Genomic DNA, 21,575 nt, shown 5'->3' on the forward strand with positions numbered 1-21,575 from the left:
GAGAGCCGTCATGGATTTTGAAGAGAGAATCACCGCATCAAATTTAAATCAGGAAGATGAGGTTATGGAGCTTAGCCTGCGTCCTAAAAAACTATCAGACTATATCGGACAGAGAAAGGTTACCGAAAATCTTCAGGTTTTTATTGAAGCAGCTCAAATAAGAAAAGAACCGCTTGATCATGTACTGTTTTATGGTCCGCCGGGTCTTGGAAAAACTACACTGGCAGGAATTATCGCCAATGAACTGGGTGTGGATTTACGCATTACCTCAGGACCTGCTATTGAACGGGCAGGAGACCTGGCGGCCATCCTTACCAATTTAAATGAAAACGATGTTTTGTTTATTGATGAGATACATAGATTGAATCGTTCCGTAGAAGAAGTTCTGTATTCTGCTATGGAGGATTATGCACTTGACATTATTATCGGAAAAGGGCCTTCTGCACGATCCATTCGTCTGGATCTGGCAAAGTTTACTTTGATCGGGGCCACCACAAGAGCAGGGAGTCTTTCTGCTCCATTAAGAGATCGTTTTGGTGTGATCTGCAAGTTTGAACTCTATCAGATTGATGAACTGAAAAAAATAATTAACCGCTCTGCGGAAATCCTGGGTATCGGAATAGATGACGAATCCACGACGGAGATGGCGAGACGTTCAAGAGGCACTCCCCGAGTGGCTAACCGGCTCTTAAAACGAGTACGGGATTTCAGCCAGGTAAAGGGAAATGGTACCATTGATTTAGATATTACAAATAGCACATTGCAATCATTAGGTATTGATAAAGAGGGACTTGAAGGTCTGGATCGGGAAATTTTAAGGGTGATTATAGATCGCTTTAAAGGGGGACCTGTCGGCATAGATACCATAGCTGCAGCTATTGGAGAAGAGCGGATAACCATAGAAGATGTCTATGAGCCCTATTTGATTCAGGCCGGCTTTCTGCACAGAACCCAAAAAGGAAGAATGGTTTCAGAAGAGGCTTACAAACACCTGGGTATTAATTTATCAACGGATGAGCAAATAAGTTTTTAATGGATTTCTTTTAAACAACGCAGGTAAGGGAACAGGTAATCGCATGAAAAAAGAATTTTTAACCGTAACACTTATTATGTTAACTCTAACTTTAACTGCCTTTTTTTCAGTTTTCGAAGTAAATGCAGCAGGGACTTCGGAATATATTAAGGTCGGATTGAAATACAGCAGTACCGCCGTCACCTCGGCAACCCTGCAAAGTGAGGAAGGTTTCCAGCTTATTCTGGTAGATTCCTCCGGATTTTCCGAAGGAATGCCTTTACCGGCTTATACGACGATTCAGGTAGCTTCAGAAAATGGAGCCGTTGTCCTCAGAGATGAAAGCGGTACGCTGCTTTCATCGGACCTGGGATCAGCCGGGTGCATCATGCCATTGGATTATCAGGATGACGGCGTGATTCGTCTGGATAATGTCCCATATCGCGGCGGTATCATGTTTCGAGTGAATTCCAATGGAACCATGAATGTCATCAATTATCTCAGCATGGAGCATTATATTTACGGTGTTTTAAATTCTGAATTGCACTATTCGAATCCGAAAGAAGCATTGAAAGCGCAGGCTGTTGCAGCAAGGAGTTTTGGTTCCTTAAGCATAGGCAAGCACAGCAGTGACGGATTTGACGTTTGCGCGACTACTCATTGCCAGGTTTATAAAGGATACTCCGGCGAATACCCTGCTACCAATCAGGCTGTAGACGAAACTTCAGGTGAAGTAATCTATTCCCAGGGCAATCCTGTCAACGCTTTCTATTTCAAAAATAGCGGCGGATACACACAGAATGCGGAAGATGTATGGTCTTCAGCCCAATCCTATCTGAAATCGGTGAAAGATCCCTATTGTCCCAGCTATCCATGGAGTATATCTTTAACCTTTGATAATATAAAACAAAAACTGGAAGCTGCAGGATATTCTCCCGGAACAATTGAGTCCGTTGCAATCAGCGGCAAAAATTCTGTCGGTTATGTCTGTGATTTGCAGATAAAAGGGAGCAGCAATACGATAACCTTGAAAAAGGAACAAATCAGAAACGTGCTTGGGGCGACTGTTGTAAAGTCTCTGTTATTTGATTTGGGAGAAGGCACTTCCGGGAGCGGCGGAGTCTTTATCAGCAACGGTAAAAGTACTGCAGCATTAAATACTGATTTTTATGTAATTTCCGGTGATAATAAAATTACGAAACAAAAAACAGATTCGCGATATTGCTCAAACGGTACAAAACTTACTTCCTTAACAGGAGCAACAATGACGCAAATCGTAACCGGAGGCACGGTAACGTTTATCGGCTACGGGTATGGCCACGGGGTGGGAATGCCTCAGGATAGTGCGGTAGAAATGGCAAAACAGGGATTTGCCTATGATGAAATATTAAAATACTACTATACCGGTATTGAAATCAAATAAAATATCGATTAATGAGATAAAATAATAGCAAGCGAGGAAAAGAATGCATATCAACGATTTTGATTATTACCTTCCGGAGGAGCTGATCGCACAGCATCCGGCAGACAAAAGGGATGAATCCCGGCTGCTGGTTATTAACCGGAGCTTGAATACTGTAGAGCATAAAAATTTTTTTAATATCCTGGACTATATAAACCCGGGAGATTGTCTTGTCATGAATAATTCCAAGGTAATCCCCGCCAGGCTATTCGGTTTCAAAGAGAAAACTGGAGCGAAAGTAGAATTTCTTTTAATAAAAAGATTAGAAAACGATCTATGGGAAACCATGGTTCGCCCAGGTAAAAAATTGCACCTGGGCGATATTGTTTCCTTTGGAGAAGGAAAACTGAAGGCTGAGATTCTGGATTACGGTGAGGATGGAACTCGAATTGTCCGTTTTCACTACAGTGGCGTTTTCCTGGAACTTTTGGATGAAATCGGCAGGATACCGCTTCCTCCTTACATTGAAAGAGAGAGCAATGAACAGGACAAAGAGCGTTATCAGACCGTTTACTGCAAAACGGAAGGATCCGTGGCCGCTCCTACGGCAGGCTTACATTTCACTGAGGAACTGCTGGAGGAAGCAAAGAAGAAGGGCATTCAAACGGCATATGTCACTCTTCATGTAGGTATTGGAACCTTCAGACCGGTAAAATGTGATACTGTGGAAGAACACAAAATGCATTTTGAAGAATATGAAATAGACGAGGAGAATGCTGCAATCATTAACCAGACTAAAAAAGCAGGCGGCAGGATCATCTCCGTAGGGACCACCTCTACCAGAACTCTGGAAAGTGCTGCTCAGGCGGATGGATCTGTCAAACCAGGTCGCGGCAATACGGATATCTTTATTTATCCGGGATACCAGTTCAAGGTTATTGATGCATTGATAACAAATTTCCATCTTCCAAAATCGACCTTGCTAATGTTGGTATCCGCATTGTATAATAGAGAAACTATGCTAAAAATATATGAGGATGCAGTAAAGGAAAACTATCGGTTCTTCAGTTATGGGGATGCGATGTTGATCCTTTAATAATATTTATTTGCTTGTGAAAATAAGTTTCGATATTGTCTGATCAGCAAAAGGTCAATCCCAATAACGGTCATGATTTTGAAGGTCTTTCCTCCTTCAATTCGCAATTTTTAGAACATCAAACAAACGGTAATATAATCGGTGATTGACGTTACCAAAGATTCAACTTAAGAATATAAATTGAATTTGACAAACTAATTAATACTGAGAAGAGAGGTTATCCATGACAGCTGTAACATATGAATTGATCAAAACAGATAAAAAATCCAAGGCAAGACGGGGCAGAGTCCATACTCCGCACGGGACCATTGAAACGCCTGTATTTATGCCTGTAGGCACTGCTGCAACTGTCAAGGCCATGAGACCTGATGAGATCAAAGAAATGGGTGCGGAAATTATTTTGTCCAATACCTATCACCTTTATTTAAGACCAGGGCACCAAATTGTAAAGGCCGCCGGTGGTCTTCATAAATTTATGAACTGGGATCGCGCGATTCTTACCGATAGCGGAGGTTTTCAGGTATTCAGTCTTGGCGATCTTCGAAAGATAACAGAAGAAGGAGTTGAATTCCGTTCTCATATTGATGGGTCTAAGCATATGCTTTCTCCTGAAAAATCCATGGAGGTTCAGAATGCATTAGGCTCCGATATTATGATGGCGTTCGATGAATGCGCGCCTTACCCTGCTGACCGGTCATATGTAAAAAAATCTTTGGAACGTACCACCAGATGGTTGGCTCGTTGTAAGGAAGCTCATAAAAACACGGAACAGCAATCTCTTTTCGGCATTATGCAGGGCGGTATGTATCAGGATTTACGCTATCAGAGCGCTATGGAAATCGTTGAGATGGATCTGCCGGGATATGCCATCGGAGGTCTCAGTGTAGGTGAGCCGAAAGAATTAATGTATGAGGTACTGGATTACTGCGTTGAATATCTGCCTGGGAACAAGCCGAGATACCTGATGGGTGTTGGCAGCCCTGACTACCTTTTTGAAGGGGTGGAACGAGGAGTTGATATGTTTGATTGCGTTTTGCCTACCAGGATTGCGAGAAATGGAACTGCAATGACCTCAATGGGTAAGGTGGTTATTAAAAATGCAGCCTATGAAAAAGATTTTACTGCCTTGGATCCGGAATGTGACTGCTATACTTGCAGAAATTACTCCAAAGCATACTTGAGACATTTGTTTAAGGCTAATGAAATTTTATCATCCATGCTCTTAACGAATCATAATCTGCACTTTTTGGTCAACCTGATGAAAGGAATAAGAAAGGCCATTGAGGAAGACCGATTTGCAGAATATAAAAGAGACTTTTACAATAAATATGGTATTTAATTATAAAAAATTAAGAACGGAGGGATTTGTATGCCGATTTTAGTACCAAAGGGGTTACCCGCATATAAAACGTTGAAAGAAGAGAACGTCTTTGTCATGAATGAGCAGCGTGCGTCGAAACAGGACATTAGACCATTGCACATTGCCATTGTAAATCTCATGCCGACAAAGGAAATAACCGAAACCCAGCTGATCAGAATGCTTGCAAACACTCCGCTTCAAGTTGATCTGCAGCTTTTGACCATGGATAGCCATGAATCAAAAAATACGGATAAAATACATCTGGATAATTTTTATAAAACCTATGAGGAAATTAAAAATCAAAGATTTGACGGAATGATAATCACCGGTGCTCCCGTTGAATTTCTTCCTTTTGAAGAAGTAGACTACTGGAAGGAGCTTACGGAAATTTTTGAATATACAAAGAATAATGTTTTCAGTACATTACATATCTGTTGGGGAGCTCAGGCAGGCCTTTACTATCACTACGGAATCGATAAGTTTGTAATGCCTTCCAAGTTATTCGGCGTATTTCCGCATCAATTAAAAGATAAAAAGTCCGAGTTAACAAGAGGATTTGATGAAGAGTTTTACGCGCCGCATTCCCGGCATACCCAGGTGAGAAGAGAAGAAATTCTGAAAGTGCCTGAGTTAAAGATTTTGGCAGAATCTGAGGCTACAGGACCGCATATAATTGCAACAAAGGATAAAAGAAAAATCTTTGTGCAGGGTCATATGGAATATGACCGTGAAACATTGAAATTAGAATACGAGCGCGATATCAAAAAGGGACTGGATATTGAAGTTCCTCAAAATTATTTCAAAGATGACAATCCGAACAAGGGAATTGTTGTCAAATGGAGCGGACACGGCAATCTGTTTTTTGCCAACTGGTTGAATTACGTATATCAGGAGACTCCATTTGACCTTAGTAAATTAGATGAATTGAAATCAAAATAAACAGCGAGAGGGGAGCAAGAGTGGAGATTTGCAAGCATAGTGGTGACTGCGGCGGTTGTATTTATCAAGGAATACCGTATCGGGACCAAATCGTACTAAAAGGAAAAGAAGTTTTAAGACTGCTGGAGGAGAAAAAAGTAACCTATGAAAAATATCTGGGAATTGAGGGCAGCCCAACTCCTGTAGCTTATCGAAATAAGATGGAATATACCTTTGGGGATGAAGTCAAAGATGGTCCCATGACTTTGGGAATGCATAAAAAGGGACGTTTCATGTCTATTATTACGGTAGATGAATGTCAGCTTGTAGATCCTGATTTTAATTTGCTTTTAGATGCAACGCTTCAATTCTGCAATGAAAAGGGTTATCCCTTCTACCATAAAAAATCCCATAACGGGCTGATGAGAAATCTGATTATCAGAAAAGGGGAGCATACCAGTGAACTTTTAGTCAATGTGGTCACTTCATCCCAGTCTGACTTTGATGGTTCCGGATTTGTAAAGATGGTACAGAATTTGCCATTAAAGAATAAATTGGTTGGGGTCCTTCAGACCATTAATGACAATGTTGCTGATTTTGTCTATTGCGATAAATTGAATATTCTCTGGGGTCAGGACTATTACACGGAAGAAATTATGGGCTTGAAATTCAGGGTCAGTGCCTTTTCATTTTTTCAAACCAATGTGTTAGCCATTGAAAAACTCTATACGGAAGCCATATCTCTGATTAAAGACTTAGACGGAAAAACGGTTTTTGACTTATACTGCGGAACGGGAACCATAACCCAGACTTTGGCTTTACGGGCGAACAAGGCTATAGGCATTGAAATTGTTGAGGAAGCAGTGGAAGCGGCAAAAAGTAATGCAGCACTTAATGGCCTTGATAACTGCGAATTTATTGCCGGTGATGTCTTTGAAGTATTGGATCAACTGGAGACTTTGCCGGATGTTATTGTAGTAGATCCCCCAAGAGTAGGGATTCATCCGAAGGCACTGGAAAAAATCGTAAACTATGGCGTAAAGCAAATTGTCTACATTTCATGCAATCCCAAAAGCCTGGCAGAGAATCTTAGCTATATGCAATATTACGGATATACGGTGAAAAGCGTTAAAGCTTTTGATAATTTCCCATTTACGAAACATGTGGAGTCGGTGATACTGATGACGTATTGTGGTGACAAGCGAAAATAGAGGGGATCGACCACAAGATGTTGTGGTTTTGGGACGGAAAATGAGCGAAAATCGGGGCAAAAAGCAAGCGTTTTTGGCCCCGATTTTTTGGCCTTTCCATAGATGACATCGGGTAATGGACAGATGAAACACCAAAATACAGAGGATGGACAGTGCAAAAGCTGCCCATCCTCTTTTCCATATAGACAGCTCTTCCAAAAGTGAATCAGAACAATTATGAGCGGTTATGTTCTTCGTTTTTACGAGAACATAGCCGCTCTTTTTTTGTTTCTGGAGGTAGGAAGATTGGCTGAAAAAACACAACGAAAGGATTGAGAACCATGATTGCACAATTTATGCGTAACACCAAATACGCAAACACCGAGTTTGAAATGCAATTGATTCCCGGCTTCACGCCCCGCCGCAGCGGGATGAGCGTGAGCCGGTTTGAGTATAGCGCCCGTGACTGCGATTGCAGCGCCTGCGCCTATAAAACCAGAAAGAACAAATGCACTAGCCCTGACAGCTGCGTTTGCCTACGCGAGCGGCTTGTGGCGGGCTGTGTCCCCTTGAGCGAACTGCTGGGCGTACTGACCGAGGAGGTGCAGGAGCGTCCCTTTGTGGCCCGCGTGTCGCGCCTGTCGTGCCAGCCGCTCTCTATTTTTGAAAGCAGCGATCACCAGATGCGTTTTGAAGCGGTGCACAAGAAAAATCTGATCGGCTCCGCAGGACAGACGGCGGCGGTGTTCCTGCTGACCGCCGATCCATTCCTCTGGAGCAAGGCGAGGCTGGCGGTGGTTCCGGGAAAGATTGACTTCCCGGCTATCCATATTCACGGTGTGGATTTGGACGGCTATGTGCTGTTCCATACGGCGAAAGACCTATATGCCGGAACCAAGCACATCAGCCTGTCGGAGCTGACTGACCCGGAGCTGGTGAGCGATGAAGCGTTTCGCTTGATTGTCACCGCTTTTTTGATTCGACGGTATGGCGCAGAGGTGCTCTGCGCGGAAAGGAGCTGCCCATGAAGGAGCTAACTACCCTGCGATTATTCAGCCCGCTGACTGCCAACCTGTACACACCCGATGAATACGGTGGCCTTTCTGATTGGCCGGATGAACTTACCCCTGCTGACCTGTGCGCCTATGAGGACAAAATCTTTGAATTGATCCAACATGAGCGTCTTGACAGCGAGGGTGACCGTGGCCTTGCGGTCTATCTGCACCACGACAACTTGCGGGAGAAGGTATACAGCATGAACCCCACTGTAGAGGTTTGGCAGGGTAAGTTGTGGGGTGTACTGGAATTAAAAAGCCATGGTGAGCTTTCCCCTGCGGAGCTGGAGTCGTTGACCGAGGAATGGTGTGGTCAGGAAAGTGACGGCTGGGGCGAGGGCTTCGAGCAGCGCCCCATAAAAACGAACGATGGCGAACTGTATGTCAGCTTTTGGAATGCTGGCAAGAATTTTTCCATCAAGCCAGAGCAAGAGCTCAAGCAGCCGCTGATACAGAGTTTTGATATGCAGATGGGAGGAATGTAAATGCCAAACCATGTAACCAATATTCTCAACGTTTCCGGTGGCCCAAAGCGTATGGCCGAGTTGTTTGAGGCTGTCAAAACTGAAAAGTATGGCCTTGGCAGCATTGATTTCGCCAAAATCATCCCGGTACCGGATTACATCTATCAGGGTGACCTTGGCCCCGCCGAAATGGCGAAGTACGGTAAAAATAACTGGCTGGACTGGAACACCTCTAACTGGGGCAGTAAGTGGAACAGCTATGGCTATGATGAGTTCACCTCCAAGAAATTTGACGGCGAAAATCTGCGTTTCCAGACCGCCTGGAGCAGTGTGCATCAAGTTATTGGGCGGCTGGCTGAGATGTACCCTGACTTGGAATTTTCCTACTGCTGGGCCGATGAGGATTTTGGCAATAACGTAGGCCGTAGAGAATATTCAGCGGGTGAAGAAACCGAATGCTATCTTCCAAACGGCGGGTCCAAGGAAGCGCTGGAGATGGCCGCCGAAGTTCATCAGGTGGATTTAGAGGACGAAGGATATCTCTGGAATGAGGAAGCCGGGGAATATGAATTCCATCATGATTCCATCGGTATGGAGCTGACCTGATGCGCCGCCGTGCAAAGGAGGTGATGCACCATCAATAGTTTTATTAGCTGGGTAGGCGGAAAAAAGGCGCTTCGTAAGCTGATTTACACCATGTTCCCTACCAAGTTTGACCGCTACGTTGAAGTGTTTGGCGGTGGCGGCTGGGTACTCTTTGGCCGTCCGCCCGACCAGAAAGGAATGGAGGTTTATAACGATTTCAATTCCAATCTGGCCAACCTGTTCTACTGCGTGAAAAATCGCACATGGGCGCTGCTGCGGGAGCTGGGCTTTTTACCGCTGAACAGCCGGGATGAATTTACTGTCATCCGTGATTTCATCGACAAAAAGGAGTTTGATGACAGCTACCTGAAAGCCGAGCTGGAGCTGGCCGAGCACAACCTGCCACCCCCAGAATTTGAGGAAATCAAAGCTATCATGTTGGAAAATGCAGAGGTGACGGACATCAAACGGGCGGCAGCCTTCTTTAAACTCATCCGTTACAGCTATGGCAGCGGCTGCACCTCCTACGGTTGCCAGCCCTTCGATGTACGAAAATGCTTCGCCGCCATCTGGCAGGCATCCCGCAGATTGGCCAACACCGTGGTGGAAAATAAAGATTTTGAGGCACTGATCCGGCAATATGACCGGGACGGTGCCTTTTTCTATTGCGACCCGCCGTATTACGAAACCGAGGGTCACTACGCCGTGGTGTTCCGCAAGGAGGATCACGCCAGACTGCGGGATGCACTGGTCGCCAGTCGAGGCCGGTGGATGGTCAGCTACAACGACTGCGAATTCATTCGGGAGTTGTATGACGGATACTTTATCACCGCCGTCACCCGCATCAACAATCTGGCACAGCGGTATGACGGTGGCTGTGAATTCCCGGAGGTCATCATCACCAACTATGATCCAAAGGAGTCGAAGAACGCCGAGCCTCGGCAGATGTACCTGTTTGATTTCGACGGCGAGGACGAGATCGAATATGAAATTGCAGAGCCAACCGGCTCAGAAAGTGAGGAAACATGACAACTACAGAAAAGAAAAATTACGCAACCGAGCAAGCGGTTCTTTCCATTCCCAATGCCATGCTGGAGGCGGCAGGCATTCCGCCAGACAGTGACCTAACCGTGGAAGCTATCCCTGGTGTGCTGTTGATCGGCCAGTCAGATCCGTTGCAGACCGCAACTCAACCGATGCTTGATCTGTTTGCTGCCATTGGAATTACACCGGAGGAAGTAATGTCCGCATTGGAGGAAGGAGGATATTTCGATGAATAAACCTGTTTACAAGATGGTGGACGGCAAAGGCCGTGTGCTGATCCCCAAGAATCTGCGGGATGCCGCCAAGATGGAATACGGCGATATTGTGCGCCTTGGTCTTGCCGATGGCCGGGTGACTGTGCGCAAGGTGGATATTGTGGAGGCGGGCGACCAATCCCCGGCTGCAGTGGAAGCCTATGTACGCGCCGCCTTCAAATCCATGCCCGACAGCACCCGATTGGAGCTGATTGCTGAACTGAGCAGCCTGCTCCAGAAAAAGGAGGGCTGACCTGTGAGTATGTTCAATCAGGAGGATTGCGACCAGACCGGCTACGACTTTTCGCTGAAGGGCAAGGTTGTGGTGCTCTCCAAATCTGTGCTGCCCCATGACCATCCGGGGCAGCTATTTTTTTGCACCGGGGGAAACGGCGCAAACCCCAACCCGATGGGGCGCTCGGTGTTTTTGGTGTCCCTCTCCACCGGCGAACCCTGCCGCTTTTACCGTAGCGATGTGCTTGGGACGCTGAAACCGGAGCTGCTGCCGGAGGATGAAAAGCTCCAGCTTTCGCAGATTCGCCCCATCGGAGCGCTCCCGCTGGAAAGTCACGAACCGCAGTATTCCGGCTATAGCTTTCTCCAAGATGGTCGCTATGCGGCAGGCGTTTGGCTGTGTTCACCGCAGGAGGTGCTGGACTATGTGGAGATGCAAAAGCCCTACCAGCACCGCATTCTCATTTGTGACCGGGATGATTTTGCCGTCATGGAGGTGGTGAACGGTCAGATGGTGTTCCCCACGCCGGAGCAGATGGAGGAATTCCATCAAGGGCAGAAAGGCGGTGGCATGGAAATGCAGTAAGGAGGCTGAGAAATGAAATCCATACGAATTGAAAACGGCATCATCGTCTACTACGGCAACCTTGTAGGCCGCATCAATAATGGCCGCGCCGTGGTTGACCCCATGTTTGAGGGACCGGAGCTGAATGCTTTTCTGGAAAAGCAGCGCAATATCCGTGAAATCAAATGGCTGGAAGGTATGTTTGACCGGCTGACCAGCGGCCCCAGAGAAAACCGTGAAATACAGATTTTGAAGAATTGCCGTGTCTGGCAGCTCAAGCCCGATGTGGACATCCGCATGAAATTCATTGGCTATGATGAGCTGCTCCGCGATTTCGGCCCGCCCGATCCGGCGCACTATCAACAGGTGTTTGATAGCGCGGTGGACACCAACGATCTGGAAGCGCTCTATGCCAAATTCAACATCGACCACCCACCCGGTTACACAGGGCATTCGCTCTCCATGAGCGATGTGGTGGAGCTGTACGACGAGCTGGCAAGCACCTTCCACTATGTGGATCGCTTCGGTTTCAAGCAGGTGGACTTTGAGCCGCCCGCCCCGGCGATGCACCAGACCATGCAGCTTTAACAGACGGTTTTCGCCGCCTGTTTATTATTGCTGAAAACATGCAGAAAGGATTGCAACCCGATGAAACAGCAGAAAAAGAGGAGGAAACACCATGCCTACACTGGATATCCGAATCACTTCCATGTACCCGCCCGGACAACAGGGCGGGACAAGAGCCTATGCCTCGGCAACCATCGACGGGTGCTTTGCCGTCCGGGGAATCAAAATTGTCGAGGGAGGTAGGGACGGCTTGTTCGTGTCCATGCCCAGCCGCAAAACACAGGACGGTTACAAGGATGTTTGCTTCCCTGTGACCGCCGAATTCCGTGAGCAGCTTCACGGTGCTGTGCTGGATGGTCATCACGATGGCACAGACCCCGCCCGCCCCGCAGGATCAGGAAGTGCCCCAGCCCGGACAGCAGATGTCCGGTATGTAACCCACCCACATCAATCCTAAATTTATGGAGGAAACCACAATGAAGAAATTTATGAATAATGCCCGCAACATCATCACCCTGAAAGCACTGGCTCTGCGCGAAAAGCTGTGCGAGCCGCGCGGCGAGGGCTACGTAGACACTGCCATCAAAATCCTGATCGCCGTTGTGCTGGGTGCTTTGCTGCTGGCCGGTCTGTATGCGCTGTTCAATGATACCGTACTTCCCACGCTGGTAAAGCGTGTGCAAGATATGTTTAACTATGCCGGTTGATTCGTTGGCGGCGTTGCAGGCAGGGCTGTTTTTGCTACTGTTGTTGGCCGCTTCTGTATGCGACTTGTGCTGTCGTGAAATCCCGGACAGCCTGCAGCTTCTTATCGCAGCCACGACGTTGCTGTATTTTTCGTCCCAGAACTTGCTGGGTATTCTGGGCGCACTTCCGTATCTGGTGATTGCACTACTTTTTAGCGGCATGGATGGCATGGGCGGCGGGGACATCAAGCTGGTGGCAGCTACCGGCATCGTGCTGGGACTACCTGCCAGTCTAACCATGTCCATCATCGGGCTGGTCAGCTTTACAATTTATGCAACTGTTCATACGGTGATCAGGCAGCGTCATGGAAAAGTCGAAACTATCGGCTTTCCTGTGGGGCCGTTTCTGGCCTTTGGGGCAGTCGTCGCCTATTTTATGAAGATGGGAGGAATGATTCTGTGAAAAAGAAAATCATCATCACCTTTTGCGCCGTAGTTCCTGTGGCTGCACTGGTAACTTTTTTCTACCGCCGCAGCCAGAGAACGTACTTGTCACAGTAACCAACCGGGCGGGCTTCATGGTGAGGCTCGCCCTTCACTTTGAAAATAAGGAGGAGAAATCCATATGAGTTTTCTTAAAAATAGAACGGTGATCGGCGTCATCTGCATCATCCTGTCTCTTGTGATCTGCTTTGCCGTGACGCCGCTGTTCAATCAGAGTATCAGCGAAAAGACAGAGATCGTTCGTGTGGTAAAACCGGTGAAGCTAGGAGAAGAAATCACCGTCGATAAGGTCAAAACCGTGGAGGTGGGCGGCTACAATCTGCCGGACGATGTGGTCAAAAACCTTGACACCACTATTGGCAAATACGCTTCCGCAGACCTTGCCGTGGGCGATTACATCATTGCCTCAAAAATCGCAGACGAACCCGCCGCCGAGAACGCCTATCTCTACAACCTGACCGGAGAAAAGCAGGCCATTTCCGTATCGGTGAAAGCCTTTGCTAACGGCTTGTCAGGCAAGTTGCAGAGCGGCGACATCGTGTCTATCATTGCTCCCGACTATAAAAAGCAGGGTGCAACTGTCATACCTGCCGAACTTCAGTATGTGGAAGTAATCGCGGTTACCGCCACCAACGGTTACGATGCCAACACCGGGGAGCCGTCCGAGGATGACGAAAAGGAACTGCCGGGTACCGTCACCCTGTTGGTAACGCCGGAGCAGAGCAAGGTTCTCGCTGAGCTGGAAGCGGATGGAAAGCTTCATATCTCCCTTGTGTATCGCGGTGATGCGGCCAACAGCGCCAAATTTACCGAAGCGCAGGATGCTGTGCTGACGGAGTTGTACCCGCCGATGGAGAAAACTTCAGAAGAAGCCGCTTCGGAGCCGAGTTCTGACGGTGCACAGTCAGAATCCACGGAAAGTGAAGTTTCCGACACCGCCGAAACGCCTGCTGAAAGCGAGGTGGAGTAAGCCTTGAATTTTCTGAAAAATAGCATTTTTAACCGCAAGACCAGTGAGGATGTGTCGGAGTTAGAGACGGAAAACGAGAACCAGATGCTGGCGGTCTGGGGCAGCCCCGGTTCAGGCAAAACGGTGACGGCAGTGAAGCTGGCGGCACGGCTGGCAATGCAGAAACGGGATGTGGCGCTGCTCCTCTGCGATATGAACACTCCCATGCTTCCCTGCATCTGCCCACCGGGTGAACTTGAGGAAGAACACTCTCTCGGCAGTATTCTCGCCGCCAGCCATGTGTCGGAGTCGCTGGTGCGGCACAACTGCATTACACATAAGAAGTTCCGTCACCTGACCATCCTTGGGATGCGTAAGGGTGAGAACGAGTACACCTACCCGGTGTATGAACGAAAGCAAGCCGAGGAACTGCTGGGTTGCCTACGTTCCATTGCGCCCTATATAATCATCGACTGCGGAAGCCACATCGCCAACGATGTGCTTTCGGCCATTGCTTTGATGGAATCGGACGCGGTGCTGCGGCTGGTGAACTGTGACTTAAAAAGCATTAGCTACCTGTCCAGCCAGCTCCCGCTGTTGAAAGAAAACCAGTGGGATGCAGACAAACAGTACAAGGTGGCCAGCAATGTACGCCCTAATGAGGCCAGTGACCACATTGAACAGGTGCTGGGTAGCGTGGCCTTTCAGATTCCCCATTCCGATGAAGTGGCAGCGCAGGTGTTAGAGGGCAATCTCTTCAAGGAACTGAGCCTGAAGGATAGCCGAGGCTATCGCAAAGCCATGGAATCCATCACAAAGGAGGTGTTCGGATGTTAGGAGAAAAGAGGAGTAAATCTGCATTTTATGGGGGTTCTGGCTATGCTGTTCGGGAAGAAGTCATACCCACGGAAAACGCAGCATCAGATGCGGAACATCCTGAGAAATTTGCCAATCTGCGATTTGGGCCGGACTATCCTGTGGGGGATGCCGCTTGGAAAGCGCCGGAACCTGTGATGGAAGAAGCCGCTGCTGAGCCGGATACCCCAGCCATCAGGCTGGCCGTGCCGGAAAAGGTTCGGACACTGCGCACCCATGACCTGTTCTTCGGCGCGGGAGATAAGGGTCGGGATTTTACCTCCGTGTTGCGAGAGGTACAGGCGTATCTTTCCAAGGAATACAGTGCATTGGTTACTGGCGACGGCAGCGAGGAAGTGAAAGCACAGATTCGCCGTTTTGCAGGCAAGTATATTCAGGACCAGCGCATTGCCGTGGAGGGCATGACCACAGACCAGCTTATTGATGAGATTTACTCGGAAATGGCTGAGTTCGGTTTCCTCACCAAATACATCTACGGAGATGGCATTGAGGAAATCGACGTCAACGCATGGGACGATGTGGAGGTGCAGTATTCTGGCGGCGTCACCAAAAAGCTCACCGAACACTTTGACAGTCCGGAACACGCCATCAACGTAGTGCGCCGTATGCTTCATGTGTCCGGCATGGTTTTGGATGATGCCAGTCCCAGTGTGCTGGGGCATCTCTCAAAGAACATCCGTATTGCTGTGCTAAAATCGCCCATCGTGGATGAGGATGTCGGTGTGGCGGCCTCCATACGAATCGTCAATCCCCAGAGCATGAAAAAGGAGGATTTCGTAAACGGCGGCACAGCCACCGGCGAGATGCTGGACTTTTTATCCGAGTGTATCCGCTACGGCATTTCAGTTTGCGTGGCGGGAGCCACCTCCTCCGGCAAAACCACATTGCTTGGTTGGCTGCTAACAACCATCCCCGATAGCAAGCGTATCTACAGCATCGAGAACGGATCTCGCGAGCTGGCGCTGGTGCGTAGGAATGAGACTGGTCAGGTCACCAATTCCGTTATTCATACCCTGACGAGGGATAGTGAAAACGAGCGCCAGCGGGTAGATCAGATCGCGTTGTTGGATATGGCGCTGCGTTTTAATCCCGATGTGATTGTGGTCGGCGAGATGCGCGGTCCAGAGGCAAACGCAGCGCAGGAAGCCGCTCGCACTGGCGTGGCGGTGGTCACCACCATACACTCCATGAGCTGCGACGCCACCTATCGCCGCATGGTATCCCTGTGCAAACGTGCCATTGATATGAGCGATGAAACGCTGATGGGCTTTGTCACAGAGGCATATCCCATTGTGGCGTTTTGCAAGCAGCTCGAAAACAAAGACCGCCGTTTGATGGAGATTATGGAATGTGAAATCATGCCTGACGGCTCAAGGCGGTTTCGCCCGCTGTTCCAATATCAGATCACGGAAAACCGTATTGAAAATGGCAGATTTATCATCACCGGTGAGCATCGTCAGGTCAGGCCCATCTCGGACAGCCTTGCCCGTCGCCTGATGGAAAACGGAATGCCGCAGGATCTGCTAAAGAAGCTCTGTGCCACGCAGGGAAAGGAGGATAAATCCGCATGACTGCAATTCAACTGTTAGCCTGCGTCGGACTAATTGTCGGCGCATTTTTGTTGCTGGGTCTCAAACCGGTGGAGTTTACGGACAATCTGTTCGCATTTCTCTTGCGCCCCAAAAGCAGCATTCGGGAGGACATCAAAATCTCTACCGGACGTAAAAAGATCGACCCGTTGCGCCGGGAAATCAAGGATGCACAGGACGTGCTGGAGATGACCGGGCGTGGCAACCGCTTTTCGCTGGTCTGCGCGGCGGCCCTTGCGCTGTTCTGCATAGGTGGCTCCATCGCCATTTTGTTGGGCAATTTCTTTATGGCTCCGGTCTTGGCGGTGGGCTTTATGCTTTTACCGTTCTGGTATGTGAAGCTGACCGCCAATCACTACAAGAGGGATGTGTCCTCCGAGCTGGAAACAGCGCTGTCTGTGGTCACCACGGCGTATCTTCGCACCGAGGACATCGTAACGGCAGTGGAGGAAAACATCGCCTATCTGAACCCACCTGTATCCAAGGTGTTTCAGGATTTTCTCATGCAGATCAAACTGGTTAATCCGGATGTGGAAGCCGCACTAAAAGCCATGCGCAGCCGGATTGACAATGAGGTGTTCCGGGAGTGGTGTGATGCGCTTTGCGACTGCCAGCATGACCGGAGCCTGAAAACCACCCTCACGCCCATTGTGGCAAAGCTCTCTGATATGCGCAACGTCAATGCGGAGCTGGAGTATATGATTGCCGAGCCGCGCAAGGAATTCCTTATCATGGTAATTTTTGTGATCGGTAATATCCCACTGATGTATCTGTTAAACAAGGATTGGTACTATGTACTGATGCACACGCCGCTGGGGCAGATCATTCTGGCCATTACAGCGGCGGTGATTTTTGTGTCGGCTGGCTTCGTGGTCAAGTTGACCCGTCCCATTGAGTATCGGAGGTGATCGTTATGTCGGGACTGTTATTTTTATTTGGACTGTTTTTGGCTCTTGGACTATTTTTCTTGACGGCCTCCCTCCTGAAGCTGCCCACCATAGGCGCGGCAAAGGCCATGCTGGGGACAGTAAAGCAGGACAAAAAAGTGGCCAAAACCATCGAAACCTATTTGATGACGGTGTCGGTGCGCATTGCAAAGCATATCCGCATGGACGAATACAAGCGCAGCCGCATAAGCAATATTCTGAAAGCCAGCGGCATGAACCTAACGCCGGAGGTCTATCAGGCGTATGCCTTTGTAAAGTCAGGAGCCATCCTGCTGGGCGTCATTCCCTGTGTGCTTTTGCTGCCGCTTCTGTCGCCGGTGGTTGTCATTCTGGCGGTACTTACCTATTTTAAGGAGAGTCAAAAGGCAGATGAACGCTTGAAGGCCAAGCGGGATGAAATCGAAGGCGAGCTGCCACGGTTGGTGGCCACCATTGAGCAGGAGCTAAAATCCAGCCGCAATGTTATCGGCATGCTGGAGCGGTTCAAGGAAAACGCGGGGTCAGCCCTGACCGGGGAGTTGGATGTACTGCTGGCAGATATGCGCTCATCCAACTATGAGGCGGCGCTGACACGATTCGAGGCACGGCTCAATTCGCCCATGCTCTCCGATGTGGTACGTGGGCTGATTGGCGTTCTCCGTGGGGATGATAGCGCGGTGTATTTTCAGATGCTGGCCCATGATTTCAAGCACCTGGAGCTGCAGCGGCTCAAGGCAAAGGCGCAGAAAATTCCGCCTAAAATCCGAGTCTTTTCTTTTGCCATGCTGATGAGCTTCCTGATTACCTATCTGGCGATCATCTGCTATGTGGCGGTGACCAGCCTTGGCGGGATGTTTTAAGGGGGTGGCTATGATAAAGAAAATATCCACCATTTTAAAAAGCAAACGAGCCGAGGGTTATGTGGATGTGATCGTGCTGGTGCTGTGCGCCGTTATGGTGCTGGCGCTGGCGCTGCGAGTGCTGCCGGTATTCGTGCAAAAGCAGCAGCTTGACACCTTCGCCACGGAGCTGGTGCGAGAGGCCGAGGTCAGCGGGCGTATCGGTTCGGAAACGACCCGCCGCGCAGCCATTCTCAGGGAGAAAACCGGCATCGCCCCCAGCATCTCATGGTCGGCCAGCGGCAAAATTCAGCTCAATGAAGAAGTTACCGTCACTCTGACGTTGCGTACCAACATTGGTCTGTTCGGGGATTTCGGTTCTTTCCCCATTACCCTGCGGGCGCAAGCCAGCGGAAAATCAGAAGTCTATTGGAAATGAGGTGAGGATGCGATTGTATGAAAAAATCAAAGTAATCCTGAAGAATCAGCGCGGTACATCCTTCCCACTGGTGATTGGCGTCACGCTGGCGCTGGTCATTATGCTGTGTGGCGTCAGCGAGTATTTTCGGCTGAATATCATTGTGGTAGGCGTCAAAGAAGCGGTGGAGGATGCTATCATTTCTACCGTCAACGACAACTACGCCGGGGTATATCACGGTGTGCGGGAAGGCTATTCGGGCGGCTATCTGCCGGATGGCGATACAGGCTGGGAGGTGGCCGTCAGCGAGGGCGACATTTATACCTACCTCGATGGCAGCCTTGGAACAGAGCAATCCGGTGGCAGGCACGTTAAATTTGCCGGGGACTCCGGCAATTCGATGGAGTTTGCCATTGATAGCCTGTCGGTCACCATCCGCAATGCGCCGCTTGCCCCCTCCGACCCAAGCAATGCACAGCGGTTTGAAGCAGATGCGGTCATTCGGCTGGAGGTGCCGGTGCGCTTTGGCGGCAGGTTGCTCCCGTCCATACACATCACACTGAAGGTGCAGGCGGGATATATCGAGGTATTCTAAATAAACTTCGGGAAGAATTCGGGAATTTGCTGGACTTCCCAAAATGGATAGGGTATGTTGTGTCATAACGAGGCATCAACCATCCCATGAAGGAGGCATCACTATGAAAATGACAGAGAAAACGAAAAAATATCTGGCCATCGGCGGCGGTGCGGTAATCTGCATCGCGCTCATCGCGGCCATCAGCCTGCAATTTGGCAAGGCTCCCGCAGGGGAAGATGTACTGCCAGGGGCAAACTCCTCCGCTACCGATATTGTCATCGACCCCAGCAGCTTATCCACTGAAACAGATGCGGAAGCAACCAAGCCGGTCATTCAGCCCAACACCAACGCGGCTGACAGCACTGGGCAGGCGACAGATTCCCGACCAGCCCAGACCGATCAAAGCGAACAGAGCATTCAGCCGGAGGTCACCAAGCCTGCCGAGCCGGAGGAATCTGTGAAAACCGATTCCACGCAAAAGCCGGATGGGACAAAGGTGGATACCCCGCCCACTGCGGTGGATCATGACACCTATACACCGCCTGCGGATACGGGAACGCAGAACAGCGGCGGTGGTCTACCTGGTTTTGACAATGTACCGGATGCTGGTGCAAATCAAGTAATTCAGGCCAATGATATGTACGAAAATGGAAACAAAATCGGCAGCATGGACTAATCAATTCAATCAGTAATGAAAGGGCATCGTGGACACACGGTGCTTTTTTCATGGAAAGGAGTCTGCATGAAGCAAAAAATTAGTGTACTGCTGTTGCTTGCCATGATTTGTTCTCTGCTGTTTGCCGTGCCGGCCTATGCGGTCGGAGAAGGAAATGTGGATGGCGGGGGTGGAGGCATGGGGCAAGGCTCCAGCCAGAATTTTTGGAACACTGGAAATGAGGGTGTCCGGGTAACAGTGGTACGGGTCAGCGACCACGCAGTGGTTACAACTCCTATTGATCTGACCAACAAAAGCATATCGGCTGGCATTTATCACTTTGGCAGAGTATGTAAACTGCAATACAGCGGCGGCGTTGGACTATCTCCCGTGAAGGGCGGCTATGTCCGTGTGAATCCCTCACAGGCTCTGCCAAAAATTATCAGCAGCAATGGGAGCAGCAATATTGCTGCCATTAAAAGCTATTTCACCGACGAACAGGTTGTCCGCAGTATCGCAAACATTACCGGAATGCAGTTTGATGCGCTGGTAAACGGTGAGTACCGCCTACTCATCGAACCCATCGCCTACTACACATTTCAGGGTGTATTCATTGCTACCACGGCGACAGAAGCTGCCATGTATGATGAAATACTCAGCGGTGGCCTGCGCAGGAAGATGGTGTCATTGACCCACAAAAACCTGCCGTTGGCTATGTTCTTGGAAACCGCAGACCTTGGATATTCAGCATGGGGCGGCAGCAGAACCACAGCTGCTAGCAACGCGGATATTAAATCCAGTCTTGGACTTGGCGTTGTGCGATTTAAGGATGCACCGGCTGAAGCGCCGGAGGTTATCACCTTTGACTATGAATACCGTACCAATACTGAGGTTATCACGGCAGTGAATGTCAGCGGAGGGCAGAGTGACCCGGATAATCCAGTGTCGGTAATATTTAATGTAGGCGGGCGCAGCTACACGGTGAGCAATGTGTATTACCCTAACGGTGATAGCCAGTTGGCGTGGATTCGCTGGACAACTCCCTCTGAGCCGCAGACCATGACCATCACAGTGCGTGTTCGGGGCGGGGGCTCGGTTTCCAATGGAACCATCAACGTAAACATCGTAAACTTGAATGAGAACTCGCCGCCCGATCCCACCGCCGATGACCGCAATGACAGCTTTACTCGCCCATCTGTTCCTAGAAAGGCACAGGCAACCTCGACCAACTGGGGCGTGTGGCGACCATGGTGGCACGCCTATTGGGTGTGGCATTCAATGGGTGATGGTGACGGATATTGGTGCGATCACGGTTGGTGGGAGTTTGATCTTGATCGTTACTCTGCCAGCCTTTCAGCATCCATGACCATTGCACCGGATGCCAAAGCTCCGACCGCCAGCGGCAAAAACATGAAGTCTGGCTACGGCTTTACCGAAAAGGTTTCCACCAGAGTGAGTACCAACCAAAACTCTGCAGTCACGGCGGCACAGAACGCGGTCACCTACTTTCCGGAATTTCAGTATCATGGTTTTTGGCGACTGCTGGATCGCATGGGAAGCGGCTATAACATGACCCATGAATTCAAGGTCAACCGCTACAGTACCTACGGAAACCGGACGCACTTCACACCGATCTGGTACCCGGACGGTAGCTATACGCCCTATACATGGCTCATCGACTGCTGGACACCTGCAGGAATGTTGAGTATGAATCTGACGGATTCCATCATCATCAGCGGCAACCTTTGGAGCGACTGGCATATCGCACCGCAGAATCCGAATTAACAACAGAAAACGAACAAGATCGCAG

26 protein-coding genes are annotated in these 21,575 nt (G+C 49.3%); all 26 read left to right on the forward strand.

All coding sequences use genetic code 11. The annotated features are described in order from the left end of the window. The first annotated feature begins 10 nt into the window (after nt 1-10). The 26 genes from ruvB (at nt 11) to KCX82_RS00820 (ending at nt 21,550) form a co-directional block, all read left to right on the forward strand. On the forward strand, nt 11-1,033 hold the full coding sequence (gene ruvB, locus KCX82_RS00695) for a Holliday junction branch migration DNA helicase RuvB (RefSeq protein WP_227016516.1): 1,023 nt from the start codon (nt 11-13) through the stop codon (nt 1,031-1,033). A gap of 43 nt (nt 1,034-1,076) precedes the next feature. Continuing rightward, nucleotides 1,077-2,435, forward strand: coding sequence for a SpoIID/LytB domain-containing protein (locus KCX82_RS00700; RefSeq protein ID WP_227016517.1), 1,359 nt, complete (start codon nt 1,077-1,079; stop codon nt 2,433-2,435). Nucleotides 2,436-2,478: 43 nt separating this feature from the next. Then, a complete protein-coding gene (queA, locus tag KCX82_RS00705; RefSeq protein ID WP_227016518.1) occupies nt 2,479-3,510 on the forward strand; it encodes a tRNA preQ1(34) S-adenosylmethionine ribosyltransferase-isomerase QueA in 1,032 nt (343 codons plus the stop codon). A gap of 223 nt (nt 3,511-3,733) precedes the next feature. Continuing rightward, on the forward strand, nt 3,734-4,849 hold the full coding sequence (tgt, locus tag KCX82_RS00710; RefSeq protein ID WP_227016519.1) for a tRNA guanosine(34) transglycosylase Tgt: 1,116 nt from the start codon (nt 3,734-3,736) through the stop codon (nt 4,847-4,849). Nucleotides 4,850-4,879: 30 nt separating this feature from the next. Further along, nucleotides 4,880-5,809 carry a homoserine O-acetyltransferase MetA gene (gene metA / locus KCX82_RS00715; RefSeq protein ID WP_227016520.1) on the forward strand — a complete coding sequence of 310 codons (930 nt, stop codon included), beginning with the start codon at nt 4,880-4,882 and terminating at the stop codon, nt 5,807-5,809. Then, nucleotides 5,806-6,999 carry a 23S rRNA (uracil(1939)-C(5))-methyltransferase RlmD gene (gene rlmD / locus KCX82_RS00720; protein WP_319633326.1) on the forward strand — a complete coding sequence of 398 codons (1,194 nt, stop codon included), beginning with the start codon at nt 5,806-5,808 and terminating at the stop codon, nt 6,997-6,999. The genes metA and rlmD overlap by 4 nt, the downstream gene beginning before the upstream one ends. 320 nt (nt 7,000-7,319) lie before the next feature. After that, complete coding sequence (locus KCX82_RS00725) at nt 7,320-8,006, forward strand: hypothetical protein (protein WP_227016522.1); 687 nt, start codon at nt 7,320-7,322, stop codon at nt 8,004-8,006. Next, entirely contained in the window at nt 8,003-8,518 is a 516-nt protein-coding gene (locus tag KCX82_RS00730; RefSeq protein WP_227016523.1) for a hypothetical protein, read from the forward strand. The genes KCX82_RS00725 and KCX82_RS00730 overlap by 4 nt, the downstream gene beginning before the upstream one ends. Then, nucleotides 8,519-9,103, forward strand: coding sequence for a DUF1281 family ferredoxin-like fold protein (locus KCX82_RS00735; RefSeq protein ID WP_227016524.1), 585 nt, complete (start codon nt 8,519-8,521; stop codon nt 9,101-9,103). Nucleotides 9,104-9,145: 42 nt separating this feature from the next. Beyond that, on the forward strand, nt 9,146-10,111 hold the full coding sequence (locus tag KCX82_RS00740; protein WP_465250611.1) for a DNA adenine methylase: 966 nt from the start codon (nt 9,146-9,148) through the stop codon (nt 10,109-10,111). Next, complete coding sequence (locus KCX82_RS00745; RefSeq protein ID WP_227016525.1) at nt 10,108-10,362, forward strand: hypothetical protein; 255 nt, start codon at nt 10,108-10,110, stop codon at nt 10,360-10,362. Before KCX82_RS00740 ends, KCX82_RS00745 begins: the two co-directional genes overlap by 4 nt. Next, a complete protein-coding gene (locus KCX82_RS00750) occupies nt 10,355-10,633 on the forward strand; it encodes an AbrB/MazE/SpoVT family DNA-binding domain-containing protein (RefSeq protein WP_227016526.1) in 279 nt (92 codons plus the stop codon). Before KCX82_RS00745 ends, KCX82_RS00750 begins: the two co-directional genes overlap by 8 nt. Before the next feature lie 3 nt (nt 10,634-10,636). Further along, nucleotides 10,637-11,200 carry a hypothetical protein gene (locus KCX82_RS00755; protein WP_227016527.1) on the forward strand — a complete coding sequence of 188 codons (564 nt, stop codon included), beginning with the start codon at nt 10,637-10,639 and terminating at the stop codon, nt 11,198-11,200. Nucleotides 11,201-11,212: 12 nt separating this feature from the next. Then, nucleotides 11,213-11,767, forward strand: a complete 555-nt coding sequence (locus KCX82_RS00760; RefSeq protein WP_227016528.1) for a YodL domain-containing protein — start codon at nt 11,213-11,215, stop codon at nt 11,765-11,767. A gap of 91 nt (nt 11,768-11,858) precedes the next feature. Continuing rightward, nucleotides 11,859-12,203, forward strand: coding sequence for a SpoVG family protein (locus KCX82_RS00765; protein ID WP_319633322.1), 345 nt, complete (start codon nt 11,859-11,861; stop codon nt 12,201-12,203). Between the two features lie 19 nt (nt 12,204-12,222). Then, nucleotides 12,223-12,453, forward strand: a complete 231-nt coding sequence (locus KCX82_RS00770) for a DUF6133 family protein (protein ID WP_227016529.1) — start codon at nt 12,223-12,225, stop codon at nt 12,451-12,453. Nucleotides 12,454-12,484: 31 nt separating this feature from the next. Next, nucleotides 12,485-12,895, forward strand: a complete 411-nt coding sequence (locus KCX82_RS00775; RefSeq protein ID WP_264373155.1) for a prepilin peptidase — start codon at nt 12,485-12,487, stop codon at nt 12,893-12,895. 162 nt (nt 12,896-13,057) lie between these two features. After that, nucleotides 13,058-13,906, forward strand: coding sequence for a Flp pilus assembly protein CpaB (cpaB, locus tag KCX82_RS00780; RefSeq protein WP_227016531.1), 849 nt, complete (start codon nt 13,058-13,060; stop codon nt 13,904-13,906). 3 nt (nt 13,907-13,909) lie between these two features. Continuing rightward, complete coding sequence (locus KCX82_RS00785; RefSeq protein ID WP_227016532.1) at nt 13,910-14,722, forward strand: ParA family protein; 813 nt, start codon at nt 13,910-13,912, stop codon at nt 14,720-14,722. Further along, the gene (locus KCX82_RS00790; RefSeq protein WP_227016533.1) at nt 14,716-16,332 is read left to right on the forward strand and encodes an ATPase, T2SS/T4P/T4SS family; all 1,617 of its coding nucleotides are present in this window, start codon (nt 14,716-14,718) and stop codon (nt 16,330-16,332) included. Before KCX82_RS00785 ends, KCX82_RS00790 begins: the two co-directional genes overlap by 7 nt. Then, on the forward strand, nt 16,329-17,258 hold the full coding sequence (locus tag KCX82_RS00795) for a type II secretion system F family protein (RefSeq protein WP_227016534.1): 930 nt from the start codon (nt 16,329-16,331) through the stop codon (nt 17,256-17,258). Before KCX82_RS00790 ends, KCX82_RS00795 begins: the two co-directional genes overlap by 4 nt. 5 nt (nt 17,259-17,263) lie before the next feature. Continuing rightward, nucleotides 17,264-18,136 carry a secretion protein F gene (locus KCX82_RS00800; protein ID WP_227016535.1) on the forward strand — a complete coding sequence of 291 codons (873 nt, stop codon included), beginning with the start codon at nt 17,264-17,266 and terminating at the stop codon, nt 18,134-18,136. A gap of 10 nt (nt 18,137-18,146) precedes the next feature. Then, nucleotides 18,147-18,554 carry a DUF4320 family protein gene (locus KCX82_RS00805; RefSeq protein ID WP_227016536.1) on the forward strand — a complete coding sequence of 136 codons (408 nt, stop codon included), beginning with the start codon at nt 18,147-18,149 and terminating at the stop codon, nt 18,552-18,554. A 13-nt stretch (nt 18,555-18,567) separates the two neighbouring features. Beyond that, nucleotides 18,568-19,128, forward strand: a complete 561-nt coding sequence (locus tag KCX82_RS00810; protein ID WP_465250600.1) for a hypothetical protein — start codon at nt 18,568-18,570, stop codon at nt 19,126-19,128. Nucleotides 19,129-19,231: 103 nt separating this feature from the next. Beyond that, nucleotides 19,232-19,786 carry a DUF6550 family protein gene (locus KCX82_RS00815; protein ID WP_227016538.1) on the forward strand — a complete coding sequence of 185 codons (555 nt, stop codon included), beginning with the start codon at nt 19,232-19,234 and terminating at the stop codon, nt 19,784-19,786. Nucleotides 19,787-19,852: 66 nt separating this feature from the next. Further along, complete coding sequence (locus KCX82_RS00820; protein WP_227016539.1) at nt 19,853-21,550, forward strand: DUF8193 domain-containing protein; 1,698 nt, start codon at nt 19,853-19,855, stop codon at nt 21,548-21,550. Nucleotides 21,551-21,575: the final 25 nt, after the last annotated feature.

It is taken from the genome of Sinanaerobacter chloroacetimidivorans (assembly GCF_018128545.1).
GTDB lineage: Bacteria > Bacillota > Clostridia > Peptostreptococcales > Anaerovoracaceae > Sinanaerobacter > Sinanaerobacter chloroacetimidivorans.

Excerpts from the sequence above, each read along its gene's own strand:
- ruvB (WP_227016516.1), top strand. The coding sequence starts at position 11 with ATGGATTTTGAAGAGAGAATCACCGCATCAAATTTAAATCAGGAAGAT.
- KCX82_RS00700 (WP_227016517.1), top strand. The coding sequence starts at position 1,077 with ATGAAAAAAGAATTTTTAACCGTAACACTTATTATGTTAACTCTAACT.
- queA (WP_227016518.1), top strand. The coding sequence starts at position 2,479 with ATGCATATCAACGATTTTGATTATTACCTTCCGGAGGAGCTGATCGCA.
- tgt (WP_227016519.1), top strand. The coding sequence starts at position 3,734 with ATGACAGCTGTAACATATGAATTGATCAAAACAGATAAAAAATCCAAG.
- metA (WP_227016520.1), top strand. The coding sequence starts at position 4,880 with ATGCCGATTTTAGTACCAAAGGGGTTACCCGCATATAAAACGTTGAAA.
- KCX82_RS00725 (WP_227016522.1), top strand. The coding sequence starts at position 7,320 with ATGATTGCACAATTTATGCGTAACACCAAATACGCAAACACCGAGTTT.
- KCX82_RS00730 (WP_227016523.1), top strand. The coding sequence starts at position 8,003 with ATGAAGGAGCTAACTACCCTGCGATTATTCAGCCCGCTGACTGCCAAC.
- KCX82_RS00735 (WP_227016524.1), top strand. The coding sequence starts at position 8,519 with ATGCCAAACCATGTAACCAATATTCTCAACGTTTCCGGTGGCCCAAAG.
- KCX82_RS00745 (WP_227016525.1), top strand. The coding sequence starts at position 10,108 with ATGACAACTACAGAAAAGAAAAATTACGCAACCGAGCAAGCGGTTCTT.
- KCX82_RS00750 (WP_227016526.1), top strand. The coding sequence starts at position 10,355 with ATGAATAAACCTGTTTACAAGATGGTGGACGGCAAAGGCCGTGTGCTG.
- KCX82_RS00760 (WP_227016528.1), top strand. The coding sequence starts at position 11,213 with ATGAAATCCATACGAATTGAAAACGGCATCATCGTCTACTACGGCAAC.
- KCX82_RS00765 (WP_319633322.1), top strand. The coding sequence starts at position 11,859 with ATGCCTACACTGGATATCCGAATCACTTCCATGTACCCGCCCGGACAA.
- KCX82_RS00770 (WP_227016529.1), top strand. The coding sequence starts at position 12,223 with ATGAAGAAATTTATGAATAATGCCCGCAACATCATCACCCTGAAAGCA.
- cpaB (WP_227016531.1), top strand. The coding sequence starts at position 13,058 with ATGAGTTTTCTTAAAAATAGAACGGTGATCGGCGTCATCTGCATCATC.
- KCX82_RS00790 (WP_227016533.1), top strand. The coding sequence starts at position 14,716 with ATGTTAGGAGAAAAGAGGAGTAAATCTGCATTTTATGGGGGTTCTGGC.
- KCX82_RS00795 (WP_227016534.1), top strand. The coding sequence starts at position 16,329 with ATGACTGCAATTCAACTGTTAGCCTGCGTCGGACTAATTGTCGGCGCA.
- KCX82_RS00800 (WP_227016535.1), top strand. The coding sequence starts at position 17,264 with ATGTCGGGACTGTTATTTTTATTTGGACTGTTTTTGGCTCTTGGACTA.
- KCX82_RS00805 (WP_227016536.1), top strand. The coding sequence starts at position 18,147 with ATGATAAAGAAAATATCCACCATTTTAAAAAGCAAACGAGCCGAGGGT.
- KCX82_RS00815 (WP_227016538.1), top strand. The coding sequence starts at position 19,232 with ATGAAAATGACAGAGAAAACGAAAAAATATCTGGCCATCGGCGGCGGT.
- KCX82_RS00820 (WP_227016539.1), top strand. The coding sequence starts at position 19,853 with ATGAAGCAAAAAATTAGTGTACTGCTGTTGCTTGCCATGATTTGTTCT.